The sequence below is a fragment of the Polaromonas sp. JS666 genome, from assembly GCF_900103405.1.
Taxonomy (GTDB): domain Bacteria; phylum Pseudomonadota; class Gammaproteobacteria; order Burkholderiales; family Burkholderiaceae_C; genus Polaromonas.
In genome coordinates this window covers 281,381-302,449 of record NZ_FNHX01000003.1, presented here as the reverse complement: position 1 = coordinate 302,449, position 21,069 = coordinate 281,381, and the positions used below count along the sequence as shown (strand labels likewise).

17 protein-coding genes are annotated in these 21,069 nt (G+C 64.6%); 11 read left to right on the top strand and 6 right to left on the bottom strand.

Going from position 1 to position 21,069, the window contains the following annotated elements:
- The first annotated feature begins 136 nt into the window (after positions 1–136).
- Positions 137–1,717 (top strand): glucan biosynthesis protein G, encoded by a 1,581-nt coding sequence (locus BLQ85_RS09635; protein ID WP_175456079.1) that lies wholly within the window; start codon positions 137–139, stop codon positions 1,715–1,717.
- Positions 1,693–3,696 carry a glucans biosynthesis glucosyltransferase MdoH gene (gene mdoH / locus BLQ85_RS09630; RefSeq protein ID WP_074576270.1) on the top strand — a complete coding sequence of 668 codons (2,004 nt, stop codon included), beginning with the start codon at positions 1,693–1,695 and terminating at the stop codon, positions 3,694–3,696. Before BLQ85_RS09635 ends, mdoH begins: the two co-directional genes overlap by 25 nt.
- A gap of 62 nt (positions 3,697–3,758) precedes the next feature.
- Here the strand turns inward: mdoH and ffh are convergent, their stop codons facing one another.
- Positions 3,759–5,144 carry a signal recognition particle protein gene (gene ffh / locus BLQ85_RS09625; RefSeq protein ID WP_074576267.1) on the bottom strand — a complete coding sequence of 462 codons (1,386 nt, stop codon included), beginning with the start codon at positions 5,142–5,144 and terminating at the stop codon, positions 3,759–3,761.
- A gap of 103 nt (positions 5,145–5,247) precedes the next feature.
- Between ffh and BLQ85_RS09620 the strand changes: the two genes are divergently transcribed.
- The 9 genes from BLQ85_RS09620 (at position 5,248) to BLQ85_RS09580 (ending at position 15,874) form a co-directional block, all read left to right on the top strand.
- Entirely contained in the window at positions 5,248–6,048 is an 801-nt protein-coding gene (locus BLQ85_RS09620; RefSeq protein WP_074576265.1) for a cytochrome C assembly family protein, read from the top strand.
- A complete protein-coding gene (locus tag BLQ85_RS09615) occupies positions 6,045–6,287 on the top strand; it encodes a PP0621 family protein (RefSeq protein ID WP_074576263.1) in 243 nt (80 codons plus the stop codon). The genes BLQ85_RS09620 and BLQ85_RS09615 overlap by 4 nt, the downstream gene beginning before the upstream one ends.
- The gene (locus tag BLQ85_RS09610; protein WP_074576261.1) at positions 6,288–8,006 is read left to right on the top strand and encodes a two-component system sensor histidine kinase NtrB; all 1,719 of its coding nucleotides are present in this window, start codon (positions 6,288–6,290) and stop codon (positions 8,004–8,006) included.
- Between the two features lie 4 nt (positions 8,007–8,010).
- A complete protein-coding gene (locus tag BLQ85_RS09605) occupies positions 8,011–9,468 on the top strand; it encodes a sigma-54-dependent transcriptional regulator (RefSeq protein ID WP_371327276.1) in 1,458 nt (485 codons plus the stop codon).
- Positions 9,455–10,057 (top strand): 1,6-anhydro-N-acetylmuramyl-L-alanine amidase AmpD, encoded by a 603-nt coding sequence (gene ampD / locus BLQ85_RS09600; protein ID WP_254806393.1) that lies wholly within the window; start codon positions 9,455–9,457, stop codon positions 10,055–10,057. The genes BLQ85_RS09605 and ampD overlap by 14 nt, the downstream gene beginning before the upstream one ends.
- A 443-nt stretch (positions 10,058–10,500) precedes the next feature.
- Positions 10,501–13,410, top strand: coding sequence for a ribonucleoside-diphosphate reductase subunit alpha (locus tag BLQ85_RS09595; protein WP_074576256.1), 2,910 nt, complete (start codon positions 10,501–10,503; stop codon positions 13,408–13,410).
- Between the two features lie 132 nt (positions 13,411–13,542).
- The gene (locus BLQ85_RS09590; RefSeq protein ID WP_074576254.1) at positions 13,543–14,769 is read left to right on the top strand and encodes a ribonucleotide-diphosphate reductase subunit beta; all 1,227 of its coding nucleotides are present in this window, start codon (positions 13,543–13,545) and stop codon (positions 14,767–14,769) included.
- Positions 14,770–14,965: 196 nt separating this feature from the next.
- Complete coding sequence (locus BLQ85_RS09585; protein ID WP_036837576.1) at positions 14,966–15,439, top strand: histone H1-like DNA-binding protein; 474 nt, start codon at positions 14,966–14,968, stop codon at positions 15,437–15,439.
- Between the two features lie 54 nt (positions 15,440–15,493).
- Positions 15,494–15,874, top strand: a complete 381-nt coding sequence (locus tag BLQ85_RS09580) for a DUF167 domain-containing protein (protein WP_083336803.1) — start codon at positions 15,494–15,496, stop codon at positions 15,872–15,874.
- Between the two features lie 11 nt (positions 15,875–15,885).
- Here the strand turns inward: BLQ85_RS09580 and BLQ85_RS09575 are convergent, their stop codons facing one another.
- From BLQ85_RS09575 to accB, 5 genes are all read right to left on the bottom strand, one after another.
- Positions 15,886–16,788, bottom strand: a complete 903-nt coding sequence (locus BLQ85_RS09575; RefSeq protein WP_074576251.1) for a carbohydrate kinase family protein — start codon at positions 16,786–16,788, stop codon at positions 15,886–15,888.
- Positions 16,789–16,806: 18 nt separating this feature from the next.
- Positions 16,807–17,943 carry a DUF3426 domain-containing protein gene (locus tag BLQ85_RS09570; protein ID WP_074576249.1) on the bottom strand — a complete coding sequence of 379 codons (1,137 nt, stop codon included), beginning with the start codon at positions 17,941–17,943 and terminating at the stop codon, positions 16,807–16,809.
- Between the two features lie 52 nt (positions 17,944–17,995).
- Positions 17,996–18,880, bottom strand: a complete 885-nt coding sequence (gene prmA, locus BLQ85_RS09565; RefSeq protein ID WP_074576247.1) for a 50S ribosomal protein L11 methyltransferase — start codon at positions 18,878–18,880, stop codon at positions 17,996–17,998.
- Between the two features lie 142 nt (positions 18,881–19,022).
- Positions 19,023–20,372 carry an acetyl-CoA carboxylase biotin carboxylase subunit gene (gene accC, locus BLQ85_RS09560; protein ID WP_074576243.1) on the bottom strand — a complete coding sequence of 450 codons (1,350 nt, stop codon included), beginning with the start codon at positions 20,370–20,372 and terminating at the stop codon, positions 19,023–19,025.
- Positions 20,373–20,414: 42 nt separating this feature from the next.
- The gene (accB, locus tag BLQ85_RS09555; protein ID WP_074576241.1) at positions 20,415–20,870 is read right to left on the bottom strand and encodes an acetyl-CoA carboxylase biotin carboxyl carrier protein; all 456 of its coding nucleotides are present in this window, start codon (positions 20,868–20,870) and stop codon (positions 20,415–20,417) included.
- Between the last annotated feature and the right edge of the window lie 199 nt (positions 20,871–21,069).

Below are 21,069 nucleotides of genomic sequence, written 5' to 3'. Positions count from 1 at the left end.
TCGCTCACTGGCGACAAAAACAGCGATTCCGGGCGCTTTTGAATCGGATTACATCTTGTTAAGTGAGGTATCACATTCAAGCTGTTGATTTAAAACAGTTTTTCCAAGTTGGCACAGGGTTTGCCCTAGTCATGGCATGCCAGCCATTTTTCAGTCTCTCCAAAGCGGTTTCCCGGCCCTGCGTCCGGCCCGCTTTGCGGCCAGCGCCGGCCTCGCCGCGCTGCTGCTGACGGCGGCGCAAGCGCAGGCTTTTGGCCTGGACGATGTGGCCGCCCTGGCGCGCCAGCGCTCGCAAACGCCCTGGCGCGAGGCCTCCCACGCCGTGCCCGTCGAGCTCGCCAAGATGGCGTATGACAACTACCGGGACATCCGCTTCAACGCCGCCAGCACACTCTGGCGCGCCGACAAGCTGCCTTATGAGGCGAACTTTTTCCACGTCGGCCGGCACGGCGATTCAGTGCGCATTCACGAAATCACGACAGCGGGCGTAAAGCCCCTGCCCTACGACCCGGCAAGCTTCAACTTCGGAAAAAACAAATTGTCACCCGAGACCTGGGGCGACCTGGGCCACGGCGGCGTGCGTTTTTTCAGCAACCTCAATTCGCCCACCTACAAGGACGAGCTGGTGGTTTTCACCGGCGCCACGTATTTCCGCGCCCTGGGCACGGGCCAGCGCTATGGGCTTTCGGCACGCGGCCTGGCCGTGGACACGGCGGGCGGCGGCAAGGAAGAGTTTCCGCGCTTCACCGATTTCTGGCTCGAAAAACCCGCCGGCGATGCAAAACAGCTGACGGTCTACGCGCTGATGGATTCGGAGCGCGTGACGGGCGCCTACCGCTTCGACATCACGCCGGGCGAGCAAACCACCACCCAGGTGCAGGCACGCATTTTCATGCGCCCGGCCGCCACCAGCGGCAATAGCGCGACCGTCGCCACCCTGGGCATCGCGCCGCTGACCAGCATGTTTTTCTCCGGTGAAAACCAGCCCCGGCCCGGCGACTTCCGCCCGGAGGTGCACGACTCCGACGGCCTGATGATGGCCACCGGCGATGGTGAATGGCTGTGGCGGCCGCTGCAAAACCCCTCGGCCACGGTGACGACCTCCTTCAGCATGAAGTCGCTCAAGGGCTTCGGCCTGATGCAGCGCGACCGCGCCTTTGCCAGCTATGAGGACACCGAAGCGCGTTATGAACTGCGGCCCAGCGCCTGGGTCACGCCCGTCGGCGACTGGGGCGCCGGCCGCGTCGAGCTGCTGCAATTCAACACGCCCGATGAGACGCACGACAACGTGGCGGCCTATTGGGTGCCCGAAAAAATGCCGGCCCCCGGCCAGTCGCTGGACATCGCCTGGCAGATCAGCTGGCAAGGCAAAACCCAGCAACTGCCGCCCAACGGCTGGGTCACGCAATCGCGCCGCGGCTTCGGCTTTTCAAAACCGGGCACCGACCTCACAGGCCAGGTCCAGTACCTCATCGACTTTGCCGGCCCGGCGCTGGAGGCCCTGCCCGAGGACGCCAAGGTCGAAGCGATTTCCAGCGCCAATGCCAACGGCCGCGTGCTCGAAAGCCTGGCCTACAAAAACCCCGCCACCGGCGCCTGGCGCATGGCGCTGCGCGTGCAGCGGCTCAACCCGGCCCAGCCTGTTGAGCTGCGCGCCTTCCTCAAACACGACAACCACACCGTAAGCGAAACATGGACCAACCTGATCACACCCTGATACCGTCCGGCGCGCGCAGCCTGCTGCGCGAGGAACGTCATCCGAATTCGGTCACGGCGCCGCCGCTGAACCGCGGCTCCATGGTGCCTAGGCCTTGGCGCGGCTTCTGGAACAGCATGGCGACCGCGCTGTTGCTGCCCCTGGTGGCCATGTTCAAGGCCGGCAACCCGGCGGCTTTGCGCCCGCTGCCCGCCGCCGCCCGGCCCGAGCCCTGGCAGCGCGCGGCCAGGCGCCGCCGCGCGGTGTTCCTGCTGCTGACACTGGTCAGCACGGTGCTGGCGACCAGCATCTTTGCCGACATGCAGCCCGACTACGACAACGCCTGGCTGCAATACGGCCAGATCAGCCTGTTCGCGCTGCTCTCGGCCTGGGTGGTGACCGGCTTCATGACCGCCATGATGGGTTTTTACGTCACCCTCTTCGGCGACAGGCACGCACTGTCGGCGAAAAAAGTCCAGCACTACCCGCTGGATGCGTCCACGCGCACCGCCATCATCATGCCCATCTGCAACGAGGACGTGCGCACCGTGTTCGCCGGCCTGCGCGCCACCTGCGAGTCGGTGGCCATGACAGGCCATGTGCAGAGCTTCGACGTGTTCGTGCTGTCCGACAGCAACAACCCGGACATCATCCAGGCCGAGCGCGCCGCCTGGGAAGACCTGCGCGCCCAGCTGGCCGGCCACCCCGACCAGCCGCAGATAGAGGTCTACTACCGCCTGCGCAAACGCCGCACCGACCGCAAGGCCGGCAACGTGGCCGACTTCTGCCGCCGCTGGGGCAAGGATTACCGCTACATGGTGGTGCTGGATGCCGACAGCGTGATGAGCGGCGACTGCCTGGTCTCCATGGTCAAGCTGATGGAAGCCAACCCCAAGGCCGGCATCATCCAGACCGCCACCCAGGCCATAGGCCATGTGACCCTGCATGCGCGCGCGCAGCAGTTCGCCTCGCGCGTGACGGGGCGCCTGTTCACCCTGGGCATGCAGTTCTGGCAGATGGGCGAGTCGCACTACTGGGGCCACAACGCCATCATCCGCATAGAACCCTTCATGAAACATTGCGCGCTGGCCCACATCCCGGGCAAGGGCGGCATGGCCGGCAGCATCATGTCGCACGATTTTGTCGAAGCCGCGCTGATGCGCCGCGCCGGCTACCACGTCTGGCTGGTGGGCGACCTGGTCGGCAGCTACGAGCAGCAGCCGCCGGACCTGCTGGCCGAGCTGCAGCGCGACCGCCGCTGGTGCCAGGGCAACCTGCAGAACTCGCGCCTGATCGCCGAGCCCGGCATACACCCGGTGCACCGCTCCATGTTCGGCACCGGCGCCATGGCCTACCTGTCGGCGCCACTGTGGCTGTGCTTCCTGACCCTGGGCACCGCGCTGTGGCTGTCGGGCTCACCCATGATCGCCGACTGGACGCTGCTGCCGGGCGAGCTGATGTCGCTGTGGGCCTGGACGCTGTGCATGCTGTTCCTGCCGCGCATCCTGGGCATCGCCGCCGTGCTGATCAACCGCCAGCAACAGTCCTACGGCGGCACCGCCAGCCTGCTGCGCAGCGCGCTGCTGGAAACCCTGATCGCCCTGCTGCAGGCCCCCATCCGCATGCTGGCGCACTCGCTGTTCGTGGTGGTGGCGCTGACAGGCCTCAAGCTCGAATGGAAGTCGCCCCCGCGCGAAGCGGCGGCCGTGCCCTGGCGCCACGCGCTGGCGCAGCTGGCACCCATGTCGGGCGTGATCGCGCTGCTGGCCGTCGGCATTGCCGTGATCGACGCGCGTGCGCTGGTCTGGCTGATCCCGGTGGGCCTGCCGCTGCTGCTGTCCATCCCGATGACGGTGCTCACCAGCAAGGTCGGCGTGGGCACGGCCCTGCGCGCGCAAAACTACCTGCTGATTCCGGAAGAGACCCGCTCCCCTGCGGTGCTGCGCCGCGCCTGGCTGCATGCCAGCCGGCTGGCCCAGCCGCGGCTGAAGGCGGCCTGAGGCCCTGAACAGCCCATGAAAAAAAGCCGCTTGAAGCGGCTTTTTTTCATGGGCTTGGTTTTTCAGAATTTCGGCATGCCTTTCATGCCGCCCATGCGCTTCATCATCTTCATCATGCCGCTGCCCTTCATCTTCTTCATCATGCCGCTGCCCTTCATCTTCTTCATCATGCCCTGCATCTGCTCGAATTCGTTGAGCAGCCGGTTGACTTCCTGAACGTGCACGCCGGAGCCGGCAGCGATACGGCGCTTGCGCGTGGCCTTGATGAGCTCGGGCTTGCGGCGCTCCAGCGGCGTCATGCTCTGGATGATGCCTTCCTTGCGCTTGATGTCCCTCTCGGCCTTGTCCATGTCGACCTGGCCGGCCTTGGCGGTCATTTGCGCCGGCAGCTTGTCCAGCAGGCTGGACAGGCCGCCCATGTTCTTCATCTGCTGCAGCTGGCCCAGGAAGTCGTTGAGGTCAAAGCCGTCGCCCGACTTGATTTTGGCGGCCAGCTTTTGCGCCGCAGCCACGTCCACGCCGGCGGCGACCTGTTCGACCAGCGCCACGATGTCGCCCATGCCCAGGATACGTCCCGCATGGCGTTCGGCGTCGAACACCTCCAGGCCGTCGATTTTCTCGCTGGTGCCGGAAAACTTGATGGGCGCGCCGGTGATCTGCCGCACGCTGAGCGCCGCGCCACCGCGCGAATCGCCGTCGGTCTTGGTCAGGATGATGCCGGTCAGCGGCAGCGCCTCCTTGAAGGCCTTGGCGGTGTTGACCGCGTCCTGGCCCTGCATGGCATCGACGACGAACAGGGTCTCGACCGGGTTCAGGATGGCGTGCAGTTCCTTGATCTCGGCCATCAGGGCTTCGTCAATGGCCAGCCGGCCGGCCGTATCGACCAGCAGCACGTCAAAGAAGTGCTTGCGGGCGTAGTCAATGGCCGCGCGGGCGATGTCGGCCGGTTTTTGCTCGGGTGTGCTGGGAAACCATTCGGCGCCGGCCTGTTTGGTAACCGTCTTGAGCTGCTCGATGGCGGCAGGGCGGTAGACGTCGCCCGAGACCGTCAGGACTTTTTTCCTGCGCTTTTCAATCAGGTGCTTGGCCAGCTTGGCCGTCGTGGTCGTTTTACCCGCGCCCTGCAGGCCGGCCATCAGGATGACCGCCGGCGGCTGCGCCGCCAGGTTGATGTCGCTCACGCCCTCGCCCATGGTGGCGGCGAGTTCCTTGTTGACGATACCGACCAGCGCCTGGCCCGGCGAGAGCGAACCCATCACCTCCTGGCCCAGCGCCTTTTCCTTGACCCGGGCGATGAAGTCGCGCACCACCGGCAGGGCCACGTCGGCCTCCAGCAGGGCCATGCGAACTTCGCGCAGCATGTCCTGCACATTGGATTCGGTGATGCGGGCCTGGCCTCGCATTTCCTTGACGAGGCGGGATAACTTGTCGGTAAGGGCTGAGGCCATGGGAAGGCACCACGGGCGTGGGGCGGTTAGGTGGGAAAGGAAAGGCTGCCAAGAGGCCGGCGGGGAAAGCCGCCGGGAAAGCAGTAAAGGCTAAACTCTAGCCATGATTTTAGCTTTGAGCGACTGGTGGGGTCTTGCGGCGGCGGCAGGCGCCGCTGTTGCCTATGCCGTCCTGGCGCTGGCCGCGCCGCGCCTGGGTGCCGCCGCCGTACGCGGCCTGCTGCTGGCGGCCTGGCTGCTGCACGCGCTGGCACTGGCCGACGGCCTGCTCGGCGAGCCGCCGCGCTTCGGTTTTGCGCCCGCGCTGTCCATGACCGTCTGGCTGGTGCTGACCGTGTATGCGATCGAAAGCCGCCTGTTTCCGCAGCTTCAGGCCCACTGGGCGCTGGCGGGCCTGGGCAGCGTGGCGGTCATCCTGACGGCCATTTTCCCCGGCACCACCTACCACGCCATCGCATCGCCCTGGCTGCCGCTGCACTGGGCCCTGGGCATCGCGTCCTACGGGCTGTTTGCCGCGGCGGTCGTGCACGGCTGGCTCATGACGCGCTCCGAGCGCTCAATCCGGCTGGCCGCGCAAACCGACGCCGGCGTGCCGCTGATGACGCTGGAGCGCCTGACCTTTCGCTTCGTGGAAGCCGGCTTTGTGCTGCTGTCAGCCACGCTGTTCGTGGGCTGGCTGTTTGCCGAAACGCTTTACGGGCCGGGACTGGCCTGGAAGTGGAACCACAAAACCGTGTTCTCGGTGCTGGCCTGGCTGACCTTTGCCGGCCTGCTGATCGGCCGCGCGCGTCTCGGCTGGCGCGGGCGCAAGGCGGTGCATGTGCTGTACCTGGGCTCCGGCCTGCTGCTGCTGGGCTATGCCGGTTCACGCTTTGTGCTTGAAGTCATCCTGAGGCGGGCATGAAGTACCTGCTGGTCATGGGTCTGGTGCTCGTGGTGTTCTGGATCTGGCGGCACAACCGTGAAACGGAACGAGGTGAGGCCGCGCCCGCCCGCCAGCCAGCCCCGCAAAAGCCGGGAACCGCCGTCACCGAAATCGTCGCCTGCGAGGTTTGCGGCGTGCATTTGCCAAAAACTGAAGCGCTGATCGGCAACAAAGGCGTTTACTGCAGCGACGCGCACCGGCGCCAGGCCGGAGGCTAGATGAGCACGCCGTCCCATTGGTTTGAAACCGGCGGCGACAAGGGCTCAGGCAGCTGGGAAATCACGTCCGGGCCCGGCTCTTTCGGCCGCCTGTGGCATGTTTTCATGACAGCGCGCGTCGCCATCGCCGCCGTGCTGGTCGTGCTGCAGGCATTCATCTACGTACTGGGCAACATCACCAACCACTGGTCCATCGCGACCTGTATCGCCTACCTGTGCGCCACCCTGGCCGTGCGGGTCTGGTCGCGGCCGCGGCCGCCCGGCAGCACCTTCGACGCGCAATGGGTGCTGACCATAGGCGTGGACGTCGTTGCCTTCTCGGCGCTGAACTTCCTGCAGTCCGGCGGCATCAATTACACCCCGCTGTTCGCGCTGCCGGTGCTGCTGTCCTCCATCCTCGGCCCCATCCTGCTGGCCTTCGGGACCGCCGCCAGCGTGACGCTGCTGCTGCTGGCCGACGCCTGGTGGAACTCATTACAAGGACTGGGCGACTCCAACGCGCGTTTCCTGCAAGCGGGCTTGAGCAGCTCCGGCTTCTTCCTCGTCGCGCTGCTCGCCAACCACCTGGCACTGCGCCTGGCCAGGGAAGAGCAACTGGCCAAACGCAGCCAGTCGGCCGCGCGCATGCAAACCCAGGTGAATGAACTGGTCATTGAGGCCCTGGCCGACGGTGTGCTGGTGGTCGACGTCAACGGCATCGTGCGCTCGGCCAACCCGGCTTCGCGCCGCCTGCTGGCGGCCGGCGACGCGGTGCGCAGCGCCCCCTTCATCCTGGCCACGGAAGCCGCCTGGCAACCTCTTGCCGAACTGACGCACCGCACCTTCGCGACGCAATCGCCGCAGGAAGCGGACGTCAGCCTGGGTAATGCGGGCGGCAACACCCGGCGGCTGCATGTGCGCACGCGGCTGGCCGCGTCGCCGAACGGCTCGCATGAGAGCCTGTGCGTGATGTTCCTGGAAGACCTGCGCGAAATGGAGGCACGGGTACGAACCGAAAAAATGGCGGCCATGGGCCGCATGTCGGCCGCGGTGGCCCATGAAATCCGCAACCCGCTGGCCGCCATTTCGCAAGCCAACGCACTGCTCGAAGAGGACCTGCAGGACGCGGGGCAGCGCCAGCTCACCGCCATGGTCAGGCAAAACGCGCAGCGCCTGGCCCGGATTGTCGATGAGGTGCTGAATATTTCGCGGGCCCAGGCCCAGCTGCCTTCACCGCAAACCACTACCCTGCTGCTCGACGACACCGTTCAGAAGATCACCTCCGACTGGGCGGGGCAGACCGCGGCCGCCGCGCGCACGCGCATCACGGCGGCTTCTGACAACGCCGTCGTGGTTTTTGAGCCCGAGCATTTGCGGCGCTTGATGATCAACCTGCTGGACAACGCCTTGCGCTACGCCAGCGATTGCGCCGGGGCGATCGAAGTCGCGACCCAGAACGTGGCGCCGGGGCAGGCGCGCCTGTCCGTCTGGAGCGACGGCCAGCCGCTGGAACAGACCGTGCAGACCCACCTGTTCGAGCCCTTTTTCTCATCGGAAAGCCGCTCCAGCGGGCTGGGCCTGTATATCTGCCGCGAGCTGTGCGAACGCTACGGCGCCATGATCGGCTACCAGCGCGTGTTGCGCGAAGGCACCGAGGGCAACGAATTTTTCGTCATGTTCAGGCCCTCCACGCAATCCCCGAACACGTCCTCGCCTTCTTTTGCCACAATGCCCAGCTGACACCATGAGCATGCAAACCCCCGTTCCCCAGCAAGCCCGCATCCTCGTCATCGACGACGAGCCGGACCTGCGCACCCTCTATGAGCTGACCCTGCTCAGGGAGGGTTACCGGGTGGAAGCCGCCGGCGATCTGCTGCAGGCCCGCCAGCAGCTCAGCGAAAACCGCTTTGACGCGGTCATCACCGACATGCGGCTGCCGGACGGCCTGGGCCTGGAGCTGCTGCGCGACATGGTGAGCCAGCAGCGCAGCGAGCGCTGCGTGGTCATCACCGCGCACGGCTCCGCCGAAAACGCGGTCGAAGCCCTGAAGGCCGGCGCCTTTGACTACCTCACCAAGCCGGTCGACCTCAAACAGTTCCGCAGCGTGGTGGCGTCGGCCGTACAGGGCGCCAAACATCCGGCGCCGGCCATCGAAAAAACCCAGCGCGGCACGACCGATTCCGGCATCGCGCCTTTGTCGCTGCCCCTGCCGATAGCCGCCGAGACCCCGCTGATACTGCAAAAGCTGGTCGGTGAGTCGGCCGTCATGCGCGCCGTCAAGTCGCGCATCGTCAAGGTCGCCGGCAGCATGGCGCCTGTGCTGATCCAGGGCGAGTCGGGCACCGGCAAGGAACTGGTCGCGCGCGCCGTGCACGGCTGCAGCCACCGCGCGGCAGGCCCATTCGTGGCCGTCAACTGCAGCGCCATCCCGGAAAACCTCCTGGAAGCGGAGTTCTTCGGCGCGCGCAAGGGCGCTTACACCGGCTCGGCGCAGGACCGCCAGGGCTACTTCCAGGCGGCCAAAGGCGGGACTCTGTTCCTCGACGAAATCGGCGACCTGCCGCTGGCCATGCAGTCCAAGCTCTTGCGGGCCATCCAGGAGCGCACCGTGCGCCCGCTGGGTTCCGCGCAGGAGGACCCGGTGGACGTGCGCATCGTCAGCGCCACCCACAAGGACCTGGTGGCCGAAGTCCAGGCGGGGACTTTCCGCCAGGATCTGTATTACCGGCTCAATGTGATCGAGATTCACGTGCCGGCCCTGCGCGAGCGCCGCGAAGACCTGCCGGACCTGTGCAAGGCCCTGCTCGCCAGGATTTGCCAGGAATCGGGCTTCCCCGTGCCCGAACTGACCGAAGCCGTGCTGGGCCAGCTGCGCGCCCTGCCCTTCAACGGCAATGTCCGCGAACTTGAAAACACCCTGCACCGAGCGGTGGCCCTCGGCGACGGCAGCGAGCTGCATTTCGACGCGCCGGCCGAAGAGCAGGTCGCCATTCCGGAAAACCTGCAGGATTACCTGGACAGGCAGGAGCGCAGCATCCTCACCAAGGTACTGCTGGAAAACGGTTTCAATCGCACCGCGGCAGCCGCCAGGCTGGGCCTGAGCCTGCGCCAGATCCGCTACCGCATCGCCCGCCTGAACATCGTGACGCCAGGCAGCGAAGACCCTGCCGATGGACTCGACGCCGCCGATGACCCCGCCTGAAAGCCGGGGCACCGACGCTCCGCAACCCTTGTGGCGGGACGGCTGGTACCGCTATGCGCGCGCGCTGGCATCGCCCAATTTCGGCCCGCGGCCCGAGGGCGCGCAGATCGACCTCGTGGTGATTCACTCCATCAGCCTGCCGCCCGGTGAATTCGGCAACGGCAATGTGCAGCGGCTCTTCACCAATCAGCTCGATTGGGAAGCCCACGCTTACTTCCAGGGCATACGCGGCCTGCAGGTGTCATCGCATTTCTTCATTGCCCGCTCCGGCGCCCTGTGGCAGTTCGTCGGCTGCGGCGACCGCGCCTGGCATGCCGGGGAATCGAAGTATCGCGGACGCGGCAACTGCAACGACGACTCCATCGGCATTGAACTCGAAGGCCTGGAAGGCGGCGTTTTCGAAGCGCCGCAGTATGAGACCCTGACCGGTCTGTGCGCCGCGCTGCTCGAGGCCTATCCCATCGCCCACATCGCGGGGCACGAACACATCGCGCCGGGCCGCAAGCAGGACCCCGGCCCGGGTTTCGACTGGCCCTTGCTGCAAGACTCGCTGGCCTTGCCGGCTAGGTATTTTCCCGAAACTGTTTGAGCAGCGCTCGGCGTAAGACCACACCAGTGTGGTGCGCTTTGCCGCCGAAAATTTCCCGGTATTTTTACCGCGCTAACATGGGCTTGTGTTGGCGGACCAAAGCCCGCGACAAGGCGCGCCGCAGCGATGCGGAGCGCTCGCAGGCCCGATGAAATCAGGCTTTGCGCGAGATGAGCGGCACGAATACAAAGGCCTTAGGCGAGCGGTCCGAAGTGGAATGAAAAAGCCACAAAACGTAACGGTCCATAAACTCGGCGGTACACTACCTGTAGTGGCTTGTATTCCCCCAATACCCTAGGTATAGTGCCTAAGCCCTAATTCAAGATTGATGTAATTCGGGCCCCGGCGGTGAGAAATTGGTTCATGTTTTTGAACCGCTCCCGCCAAACGGATCGCCCGCAACAGCACATCAGCCAGTCATAAAACAAAGCAAAGAGGAAGTCATGCAAACAGTGCAACACGCAGTGCCCGCAACACCCGGCCCAGCCGCCGGCAACCCGGCAGCCAGCGAATCCAACACCCAGCCCAATCCGCTTGCTCATTACCAGATCATCCGCCGCAACGGCGGCGTGGTGCCGTTTGAGCCCAACAAGATCGCCGTGGCCATGATGAAGGCCTTCCTGGCCGTTCATGGAACACAGGGCGCGGCCTCGGCCAGCGTGCGCGAAACGGTCGACGGCCTGACCCAGGCGGTGATCCGCGCCCTGATGCGCTCGCGCCCAGGCGGCGGCACCTTTCATATAGAAGACGTGCAGGACCAGGTCGAGCTCGGCCTGATGCGCGGCGGCCACCACGAGATCGCCCGCGCCTACGTGCTGTACCGCGAAAAGCGCACGCAGGAGCGCGCACGCCAGCCGCAAGTCCAGACGCCCGCGGCCCCCCTGATCCACGTGACCGACCGCGGCAACCGCGTCGCGCTCGACATCGGCAAGCTGCAGGCCCTGATTGAAGCGTCCTGCGCCAACCTGGGCGCCGACGTCAAGCCGGACCCCATCGTCGCGGAAACCATGCGCAACCTCTACGACGGCGTTCCCATCGACGAGGTCTACAAGGCTTCCATCCTGGCGGCGCGCACCCTGATTGAAAAAGACCCCGACTACACCTACGCCACCGCGCGCCTGCTGATGCACACCATCCGCCGCGAAGTGCTGGGCGAGGAAGTCACCCAGGCCGACATGGCGATCCGCTATGCCGAATACTTCCCGCAGTTCATCGCCAAGGGCGTGCAGAACGAGCTGCTCGACGAAAAGCTGCAGCAGTTCGACCTGGCCCGCCTGGGCGCCGCGCTCAAGCCCGAGCGCGACCTGAAGTTCGACTACCTCGGCCTGCAGACCCTGTTTGACCGCTACTTCCTGCACGTGCGCAAGCAGCGCATCGAGCTGCCCCAGGCTTTCTTCATGCGCGTGGCCATGGGCCTGTCGCTCAACGAGATCGACCGCGAAGCGCGCGCCATCGAGTTCTACGAAATCCTGTCGTCCTTCGATTTCATGTCGAGCACGCCCACCCTGTTCAACGCCGGCACCCTGCGCTCGCAGCTGTCGTCCTGCTACCTGACCACGGTCGCCGACGACCTGGGCGGCATCTACGACGCCATCAAGGAAAACGCCCTGCTGTCCAAATTCGCCGGCGGCCTGGGCAACGACTGGACGCCCGTGCGCGCCCTGGGCGCCCACATCAAGGGCACCAACGGCGAATCGCAAGGCGTCGTGCCTTTCCTGAAAGTCGTCAACGACACGGCGGTCGCCGTCAACCAGGGCGGCAAGCGCAAGGGCGCCGTCTGCGCCTACCTGGAAACCTGGCACCTGGACATCGAAGAGTTCCTGGAGCTGCGCAAGAACACCGGTGACGACCGCCGCCGCACGCACGACATGAACACCGCCAACTGGATTCCCGACCTGTTCATGCGCCGCGTGATGGAAAAAGGCAGCTGGACCCTGTTCTCGCCGTCCGACACGCCCGACTTGCACGACAAGTTCGGCAAGGATTTCGAGAAAATCTACACCGCCTACGAAGCCAAGGCCGAGCGCGGCGAAATCAAGCCGTCCCGCAAGGTGCAGGCCACCGACATGTGGCGCAAGATGCTGTCCATGCTGTTTGAAACCGGCCATCCCTGGATCACTTTCAAGGACGCCTGCAACGTGCGCTCGCCGCAGCAGCACGCCGGCGTCGTGCACTCCTCCAACCTGTGCACCGAGATCACGCTCAACACCAGCGACACCGAAACCGCCGTCTGCAACCTCGGCTCCGTCAACCTGGTCCAGCACCTGAAGGACGGCGCGGTCGACCACGAGAAGCTCAAGAAGACCATCACCACGGCCATGCGCATGCTGGACAACGTGATCGACATCAATTACTACGCCGTCAAGAAGGCCCGCGACTCCAACATGCGCCACCGCCCCGTGGGCCTGGGCATCATGGGTTTCCAGGATTGCCTGTATGAGCTGCGCGTGCCTTACGCCTCCCAGGAAGCCGTCGAGTTCGCCGACAAGTCCATGGAAGCCGTCTGCTACCACGCCTACTGGGCCTCCACCGAACTGGCCAAAGAGCGCGGCAAGTACGCCAGCTACAAGGGCTCGCTCTGGGACAAGGGCGTGCTGCCGCTGGACACGCTGGACATGCTGGCCGAGCAGCGCGGCGGCTATGTCGAAATCGACCGCTCCGCCACCCTGGACTGGGAAGCCCTGCGCAAGAAGATCGCCAAGGACGGCATGCGCAACTCCAACTGCGTCGCCATCGCCCCGACCGCCACCATCTCCAACATCATCGGCGTGGATGCCTGCATCGAGCCCTGCTTCGGCAACCTCTCGGTCAAGTCCAACCTGTCCGGTGAATTCACGGTCATCAACCACTACCTGGTGCGTGACCTCAAGCGCCTGAACCTGTGGGACGACGTGATGGTGGTGGACCTCAAGCACTTTGACGGCTCCCTGCGCCCCATCGACCGCGTGCCCCAGGACGTCAAGGCGCTGTACGCCACGGCGTTTGAAATCGAGACCTCCTGGATCGTCGAGGCCGCGGCACGCCGCCAGAAATGGATAGACCAGGCGCAGTCGCTCAATATCTATATGGCGGGCGCCTCGGGCAAAAAGCTGGACGACACCTACAAGCTGGCCTGGTTGCGCGGCCTCAAGACCACTTACTACCTGCGCACGCAAAGCGCGACGCACGCCGAGAAATCAACCGTGACCGCGGGCAAGATGAACTCGGTGTCATCCGGCTCCGCGCCCGCCAGCAGCGGCATGAGTGCGCTCGAAGCGGCGGCCGCCGCGGCGCAAGCGCAGATGAATGCAACGCCCGCCACCGACATCAAGTTCTGCGCGATCGATGACCCGGGATGCGAGGCCTGCCAATAAAAAACACCGGATCGCGCGGCCACCCGGCCGCTCGATTCGATGTATATGAGCAACACAATTTTGTAGCGATGTGAATGAACACTTTTCATTTTGTATCGCTGCTTTCATAATCCCACAGTATTGGAAACCTCTATGTTGACCTGGGACGAAGAAGTCAAACCATCGTTGCAAACACCTCAGAACAGCGGCTCGCCCGAAGGCCGCTCGATGGAACTTCCGCCTCTTTCTTTTAACGCCGCTGAGCAACCCCAGGCGCAGGTGCGCATGCTCAACGACGGTGCCTTCACACCTGCGCAAGCCGCAGCCCCTTCGGCTCCTGTCTCCGCCGAACCCGCCAAGGCGCAGCGCGTCAAAGCTTCCGACAAGCGCATCATCAACGGCCAGACCGACGTCAACCAGCTGGTGCCCTTCAAATACAAATGGGCCTGGGAAAAATACCTCGCCACCTGCGCCAACCACTGGATGCCGCAGGAAGTGAACATGACGCGCGACATCGCGCTCTGGAAAGACCCCAACGGCCTGACCGAGGACGAACGCCGCCTGGTCAAGCGCAACCTGGGCTTCTTCGTGACCGCCGACTCGCTGGCCGCCAACAACATCGTGCTGGGCACCTACCGCCACATCACGGCGCCCGAGTGCCGCCAGTTCCTGCTGCGCCAGGCTTTCGAGGAAGCCATCCACACCCATGCCTATCAGTACATCACCGAGTCGCTGGGCCTGGACGAAAGCGAGATCTTCAACGCCTACAACGAAGTCCAGTCCATCAAGGACAAGGACCAGTTCCTGATCCCATTCATTGAAGTCATCTCCAACCCGCACTTCAAGACCGGCACGCCCGAAGCCGACCAGACCCTGCTCAAGTCGCTGATCGTCTTCGCCTGCCTGATGGAGGGCCTGTTCTTCTACGTCGGCTTCACGCAGATCCTCGCCCTGGGCCGCCAGAACAAGATGACCGGCGCCGCCGAGCAGTACCAGTACATCCTGCGCGACGAGTCCATGCACTGCAATTTCGGCATCGACCTGATCAACCAGCTCAAGCTGGAGAACCCGCACCTCTGGACGACGGAGTTCAAGGCCGAGATCAAGGCCCTGTTCATGAAGGCCGTCGAACTGGAATACCGCTACGCCGAGGACACCATGCCGCGCGGCGTGCTCGGCCTGAACGCTTCCATGTTCAAGGGTTACCTGCGCTACATCGCCAATCGCCGCGCCACGCAGATCGGACTTGAAACTCTCTTCCCCAACGAGGAGAATCCATTCCCGTGGATGAGCGAAATGATCGACCTGAAAAAAGAACGCAACTTCTTTGAAACCCGCGTGATCGAGTACCAGTCCGGTGGTGCCCTTTCCTGGGATTGATTGAACAAGACGCGCAACACAAGCCGACAATGATTTCTAGAATTGCAACGACCAACGACGACACCGCAGAGTGCGCGCTGGGCTTTGCTCCTGTGTTCGCGGCGCTGGGACCGGTTTATCCGGGGCCCAACGCCGTGAATCGCTTTACGTACTCCAACCGTGAAGTGCTCTTTGCAACGTGATCAAGGAGAAAACTATGGCAACTGCGAAAAAAACTGCGGCTAAAAAAGCTGCTCCGAAGAAGGCTCCTGCTAAAAAGGCAGCAGCTAAGAAGGCTCCTGCTAAAAAAGTAGCAGCGAAAAAAGCTCCGGCTAAAAAAGCTCCAGCGAAAAAAGTAGCGGCCAAGAAGCCAGCTGCGAAAAAATCGCCAGCGAAAAAGCCAGCAGCCAAGAAGGTAGCGGCCAAGAAGCCAGCGGCGAAGAAAGCCGCAGCGAAAAAGCCAGCAGCCAAGAAGGCCGCGAAAAAGGTAGCGAAGAAACCAGCGGCCAAGAAAGCCGCTGCGAAGAAGCCTGCCGCCAAGAAAGCAGCGAAAAAGCCCGCTGCGAAGAAAGCCGCGAAAAAACCTGCTGCCAAAGCTGCGAAAGCACCCGCTGCAGCGGCTGCCCCTGCGGCTCAGACTACTCTGAACCCGCAAGCTGCCTGGCCGTTTCCGACAGCCAGCAAGCCGTAAGCAGTAAGGTAATTCTGCTTAGAGCCCGATATCGAAAGATGTCGGGCTTTTTTCATGCCCGGCCCACTCCCCACCACGACCCTGCCCATGCCGCTGCCTGAGCTTGCCTTTCTGCGAATCGAAAAGAACGGTGACGTGCTGCTCGACGTGCACGTGGTGCCGAATGCCGCCAAAACCCAGATCGTGGGCCTGCACGGCGAAACCGGCCAGCAAGCGCTGCGCCTGCGGCTGCAGGCGCCGCCGGTGGACGGCAAGGCCAACCAGGCACTCGTGAAATGGCTGGCCGGCTGCCTCGGTGTGCCGCAGCAGGCGGTCACGCTGGCGCGCGGGGAGACCTCCAGGCGCAAGCAGCTGCGCGTGAATGCCGCGGCGGCCGGCCGGGCCGCCTGGGATGAACTGGTGAAAGCATTGGGCGAGGGCCGCCCACCCGCCTGAGCAACGGGCCCTTAAGCCGCGATTTGTTCGGCCGACAGCGTGTAGTTCTGGCCGCCGCGCGTCGCGATCTTGAGCGCGCCGACCCGGTTGCCCAGCGCGGCGCAGCGCGCCAGCGGCCAGCCTTGCTCCAGGCCGAACAGCAGCGCCCCGCGAAAGGCGTCGCCGCAGCCGGTCGGGTCCACCACGGCCTCGGCCTTCACGGGCGGTACAAGGGTTTTTTCGCCGTCTATCCAGACTTCGCAGCCTTCGGCGCCCAAGGTCACCACCAGGCCCTGCACGCGCCGCGACAATTCGGCGCAGGACATGCCGGTGCGGTCGCAGAGCATCTTGGCCTCGTAGTCGTTCACCGTCACCCAGGTCGCCAGTTCGACGAAATGCGCGAGTTCCTTGCCGTCGAACATGGGCAGGCCCTGGCCCGGGTCGAACACAAAGGGAATGCCGGCGGCCTTGAACTGCTCGGCATGCTGCAGCATGGCATCGCGGCCGTCGGGCGAAATGATGCCCAGCTTGATGTCGCCGCGCGCCGTGATGCGGGTCACATGGGCCTGCATCATCGCGCCGGGATGGAAAGCCGTGATCTGGTTGTTGTCACGGTCGGTCATGATCATGGCCTGCGCGGTGTAGGTATCGCCGACCTGGCGCACGAACTCGGTGCTGATACCCAGCGTCTTCATGCGCTCCACATACTCGGCACCATCGCTGCCGACCGTCGCCATGGGCAAGGCCGTGCCGCCCAGCTGCCGCAGGCTGTAGGCGATATTGCCGGCGCAGCCGCCGAATTCACGGCGCAGCGCCGGCACCAGGAAAGACACATTGAGGATGTGCAACTGGTCGGGCAGGATCTGCTCGGAAAAGCGCCCCTCGAAAGTCATGATGGTGTCAAACGCCAGGGAGCCACAGATAACAGCGGACATTGATTTTTCTCGTTTCAATCAGGGATAAAAAGCCAGGACACGGTAGCCCGCCACCCGCAGGGGTGCGGCCGCCGAAGAGGAAGAAGAGGAAGAAGAGGAAGAAGGGGCCGACGCGGCAGCCGCATCCCCCGAGACTTTCATGATGACCAGCCCCGCCAGCTCGGACTGGGCCGCCAGCGTCGCCGCCTTGGCGCCGAATTGGGCGGGCGCCAGGACGCGGCGCACCACGGCCTGGTCCTGGGTGTCGGTCAGGGTCACCTCCAGAGAGGGCATTTCCAGGGCTGCCACGCCGGTGTTCTTGAGGGTAAAGCTCAGGCGGTAAGCGTCGGGGGCGATGCGGTTAAAGGTGGAGCTGTCGATCACCAGCGCCTCGATATGGCGAGGCGGGCGGATGTCACAATGCAGCGGACCGCACAAGGCCTGCAGCGCCGGAACCAGCCGCGGCTCCAGCGCGGCCAGCATGTCCCTCTGCTGGACGGCCCACTGGGCCACCAGCGTGGCCAACAGCAGCAGGGACAGCAGGGACAGCGACAGGCGCGTCAGCGGTTTTCGCCAGAAGGCCTTGCGCCGGGCATCCCGCACAAAGGACACGTCGTGCTCCATCGGCCGCCCCGGCATGCCGGAATCCACGTCCGAATAGGCGAAGCTGGAATCGTCGTCAATCGCCTGGCGAACCATGGCCGGCTGGCGCGGCAAGGGTGCCTCGGCAGGCAGCGATTCGGCGGGCAGCTCCAGCGGATCGAGCTGGCGTTCCTGCTGCGCCTGCTTCCAGCGCACGGGGTCGAAGTCGGCGGCGCTGTCCTGGGCGTCGTCCCAGCCGGGGCTGGAAGGCCGCAGCGGCACCCTGTCGGCAAACGAGCGGGCTGGCGCCCATTCCTGCCGGGGCGGCTCCGCCGGCGGGTCCGCCGCGGGCAGGCTTTGGGGTTCGGTGGGGCGGTCGAATTCCGGCGGGGGCTCGGGGGCGGCGGCCAGCGTGGCCGTTGCCAGGGGTGCGGGGGCGGTCAGCGCGGACATATCGCGCGGCAGCAGATGGGCCGACGCATCGAACACTTCAGCGCAATGGCCGCATCGCACCCAGCCTTGTGAGACTTTGAGTTGGTCGGTCACGACTTTGAACATCGTGCCGCATGCGGGACAGCGCGTAATCAGGCTCATTTAGCGCTGTATTGTAGGGGCCGCGACCCGTGTTGACCCCCTGCGGGACGGCCTAGAAACCGGCGGTCATCAGGATCCAGCCTTCTTGCGCATCATGCACCTTGAGCTGGCAATAGGGGGCGTAGGCCTGCTTGAGCTCGTCGGCCTGGCGCTCCAGGATGCCGGCGAGCACCAGGTGCCCGCCTTTCTCGACATGGGAACACAGCAGGGGCGCCAGCACCTTGAGCGGCGTGGCCAGGATGTTGGCCAGCACGGTGCGGTACTGGCCGGACGCGGTCTCGGGCAGGCCGGCCTTGAGCGCCACATGGTTGGCCTCGGCATTGGCCAGCGTCGATTCGACGGCGGCCGGGTCGATGTCCACGGCGTCGATGTCGGCCGCCCCGAACTTGGCCGCGCCTATGGCCAGGATGCCGGATCCGCAACCGTAGTCGAGCACACGGCCCAGGTCTTGCCCGGTGCGGCCTGCGATCCAGCGCAGGCACATGCGTGTGGTCGGGTGCGTACCCGTGCCGAAAGCCAGGCCCGGGTCCAGGCGAATCACCTGTCTGGCCTCGGCCGGCGGCTCGTGCCAGGTCGGCACGATCCAGAATTCGGGCGTGATGTCCACGGGCGAGAACTGCGACTGGGTCAGGCGCACCCAGTCCTGCTCAGGCACGGGCTGGACGGCGACGACGCGGCAGCCCGCGAAGAAGTCCTGCGCCGCCAGCACATGGGCCGCGTCCCGCGCCAGGGCCTCGGTGGCAAACAGCGAAACAATGCGGGAGCGTTCCCAGCCCGCCTTGGGCGGCGGCATGTCGGGCTCGCCGAACAAGGCCTGCTCCGCCGGCGTCTGGGCGTCGGCGTCTTCCACCGACACGCTGAGCGCGTCGAGCGCGTCCAGCGCTTCGCTGAGCGTTTCCACCTCGTCAACAGGGGCCAGCAGGATCAGTTCAAACATTGGCTATCGCCTCGCGCAAGCTGTACGCCGAGGCGCACAGGTATTTAATCAAGCAGGGGCCGCGGAACCGGCTTTGCCGGGCCGCAGGCGCAGCGGCCCCCTCGGGGGGCAGCGCATTACACGAAGTGAAAAGCGTGGGGGCTCACCTCTCACGTTTAGACAACCACTCTTCCAGGTAGTGGATGTTGGTGCCGCCGTCCATGAACTTGGCGTCCACCATCAGTTCGCGGTGCAGCGGGATGTTGGTGTTGATGCCTTCGACCACGGTCTCGGCCAGCGCCGTGCTCATGCGGGCCAGGGCCTGCTCGCGCGTGTCGCCGTGGACGATGATCTTGCCGATCATGGAGTCGTAGTTGGGCGGCACGAAGTAGTTGGCGTAAATGTGGGAGTCCACCCGCACGCCCGGCCCGCCTGGCGTGTGCCAGGTCGTGATACGGCCCGGCGAGGGAATGAACTTGTAGGGGTCTTCCGCGTTGATGCGGCATTCGATGGAATGGCCCTTGAGTTCGATGTCGCGCTGGGCGAAAGGCAGTTTTTCGCCGGCCGCCACCATGATCTGGGTGCGTACGATATCCACGCCGGTGATCCACTCGGTGACCGGATGCTCCACCTGCACGCGGGTGTTCATCTCGATGAAGTAGAACTCGCCGTTTTCGTAGAGGAATTCGAAGGTGCCCGCCCCGCGGTAGCCTATCTTCTTGACGGCCGCGACGCAGCGCTCGCCGATGCGTTCGATCAGCTTGCGTGGAATGCCGGGCGCCGGCGCCTCTTCCATGACTTTCTGGTGGCGCCGCTGCATGGAGCAATCGCGCTCGCCCAGCCAGACCGCGTTCTTGTGCTGGTCGGCCAGAATCTGGATTTCGATATGCCGCGGGTTCTGCAGGAATTTCTCCATGTAGACCTCGGGATTGCCGAAAGCCGCGCCGGCCTCGGCCTTGGTAGTCTGCACCGCGTGCAGCAGGGCCGCCTCGGTGTGCACCACGCGCATGCCGCGCCCGCCGCCGCCGCCGGCCGCTTTGATGATGACGGGGTAGCCGATCTGCTTGGCGGTGCGCTTGATCAGGACCGGGTCGTCAGGCAAGGCGCCTTCCGAGCCGGGCACGCAGGGCACGCCGGCCTTGATCATGGTCTGCTTGGCCGAAACCTTGTCGCCCATGATGCGGATGGATTCGGGCGAGGGACCTATGAACTTGAAGCCGCTTTTCTCGACCCGCTCGGCAAAATCGGCGTTTTCGCTCAGGAAGCCGTAGCCGGGGTGTATGGCTTCGGCATCCGTCACCTCGGCCGCCGAGATGATGGCCGGCATATTGAGGTAGCTGTCCTTGGAGGGCGCCGGGCCAATGCAGACCGACTCGTCCGCCAGCTTGATGTATTTCGCTTCACGGTCGGCCTCGGAATAGACCATCACGGCCTTCACGCCGAGTTCGCGGCAGGCGCGCTGGATGCGCAAAGCGATCTCCCCGCGGTTGGCGATCAGAATTTTTTTGAACATGCGTCGGTAAGCCTGGTTTGAAAAGGGGGCGCTGCGCCCCGCTTATTCAATGATGAAGAGGGGTTGGCCGTATTCGACAGCCTGGCCGTTTTCCGAAAGAATCTTGGTGACCGTGCCCGACTTGTCGGCTTCGATCTCGTTGAGGATCTTCATGGCCTCGATGATGCAGATGGTCTCGCCTTCCTTGACCACGCTGCCGATTTCGACAAAGGGCTTGGCGCCGGGGCTGGCCGAGCGGTAGAAAGTGCCCACCATGGGCGACTTGACGGCATGGCCGGCCGGGGCGGCGGGCGCCGCCTCGGGGGCCGGAGCAGCCGGGGCGCCGGCGGCCGGGGCCGCTGCGGGAGCTGCTACCATGGCAACCGGCTGCTGCATCACGACGGGAGCGCCGCTGGATTTGACGATGCGTACCTTGCCCTCGGCTTCGGTGATTTCCAGCTCGGAGACGTTGGACTCCGAGACGAGGTCGATCAGGGTTTTGAGTTTTCTTAAATCCATGGGTTCTCTCCAACGACGGTAGATGCTGGCGCGGGATCTCGGCGCAGCTTTTGACTGAAAGGCCGGAAACAGGGCGCAAGGAGCGCCACCACCGATCTTCCTTCTTTTTTCACTTACTTTCTGCTTTTACGCTTTAAAGCGCTTATCAGTTAACTACTGCGGGGAGGAGCCAGGCGGCTTTCCCCGGGAAAGCGCAGAG

Coding starts and splice junctions, on each gene's coding strand:
- BLQ85_RS09635 (WP_175456079.1), top strand. CDS start 137: ATGCCAGCCATTTTTCAGTCTCTCCAAAGCGGTTTCCCGGCCCTGCGT.
- mdoH (WP_074576270.1), top strand. CDS start 1,693: ATGGACCAACCTGATCACACCCTGATACCGTCCGGCGCGCGCAGCCTG.
- ffh (WP_074576267.1), bottom strand. CDS start 5,144: ATGGCCTCAGCCCTTACCGACAAGTTATCCCGCCTCGTCAAGGAAATG.
- BLQ85_RS09620 (WP_074576265.1), top strand. CDS start 5,248: ATGATTTTAGCTTTGAGCGACTGGTGGGGTCTTGCGGCGGCGGCAGGC.
- BLQ85_RS09615 (WP_074576263.1), top strand. CDS start 6,045: ATGAAGTACCTGCTGGTCATGGGTCTGGTGCTCGTGGTGTTCTGGATC.
- BLQ85_RS09610 (WP_074576261.1), top strand. CDS start 6,288: ATGAGCACGCCGTCCCATTGGTTTGAAACCGGCGGCGACAAGGGCTCA.
- BLQ85_RS09605 (WP_371327276.1), top strand. CDS start 8,011: ATGAGCATGCAAACCCCCGTTCCCCAGCAAGCCCGCATCCTCGTCATC.
- ampD (WP_254806393.1), top strand. CDS start 9,455: ATGACCCCGCCTGAAAGCCGGGGCACCGACGCTCCGCAACCCTTGTGG.
- BLQ85_RS09595 (WP_074576256.1), top strand. CDS start 10,501: ATGCAAACAGTGCAACACGCAGTGCCCGCAACACCCGGCCCAGCCGCC.
- BLQ85_RS09590 (WP_074576254.1), top strand. CDS start 13,543: ATGTTGACCTGGGACGAAGAAGTCAAACCATCGTTGCAAACACCTCAG.
- BLQ85_RS09585 (WP_036837576.1), top strand. CDS start 14,966: ATGGCAACTGCGAAAAAAACTGCGGCTAAAAAAGCTGCTCCGAAGAAG.
- BLQ85_RS09580 (WP_083336803.1), top strand. CDS start 15,494: ATGCCCGGCCCACTCCCCACCACGACCCTGCCCATGCCGCTGCCTGAG.
- BLQ85_RS09575 (WP_074576251.1), bottom strand. CDS start 16,788: ATGTCCGCTGTTATCTGTGGCTCCCTGGCGTTTGACACCATCATGACT.
- BLQ85_RS09570 (WP_074576249.1), bottom strand. CDS start 17,943: ATGAGCCTGATTACGCGCTGTCCCGCATGCGGCACGATGTTCAAAGTC.
- prmA (WP_074576247.1), bottom strand. CDS start 18,880: ATGTTTGAACTGATCCTGCTGGCCCCTGTTGACGAGGTGGAAACGCTC.
- accC (WP_074576243.1), bottom strand. CDS start 20,372: ATGTTCAAAAAAATTCTGATCGCCAACCGCGGGGAGATCGCTTTGCGC.
- accB (WP_074576241.1), bottom strand. CDS start 20,870: ATGGATTTAAGAAAACTCAAAACCCTGATCGACCTCGTCTCGGAGTCC.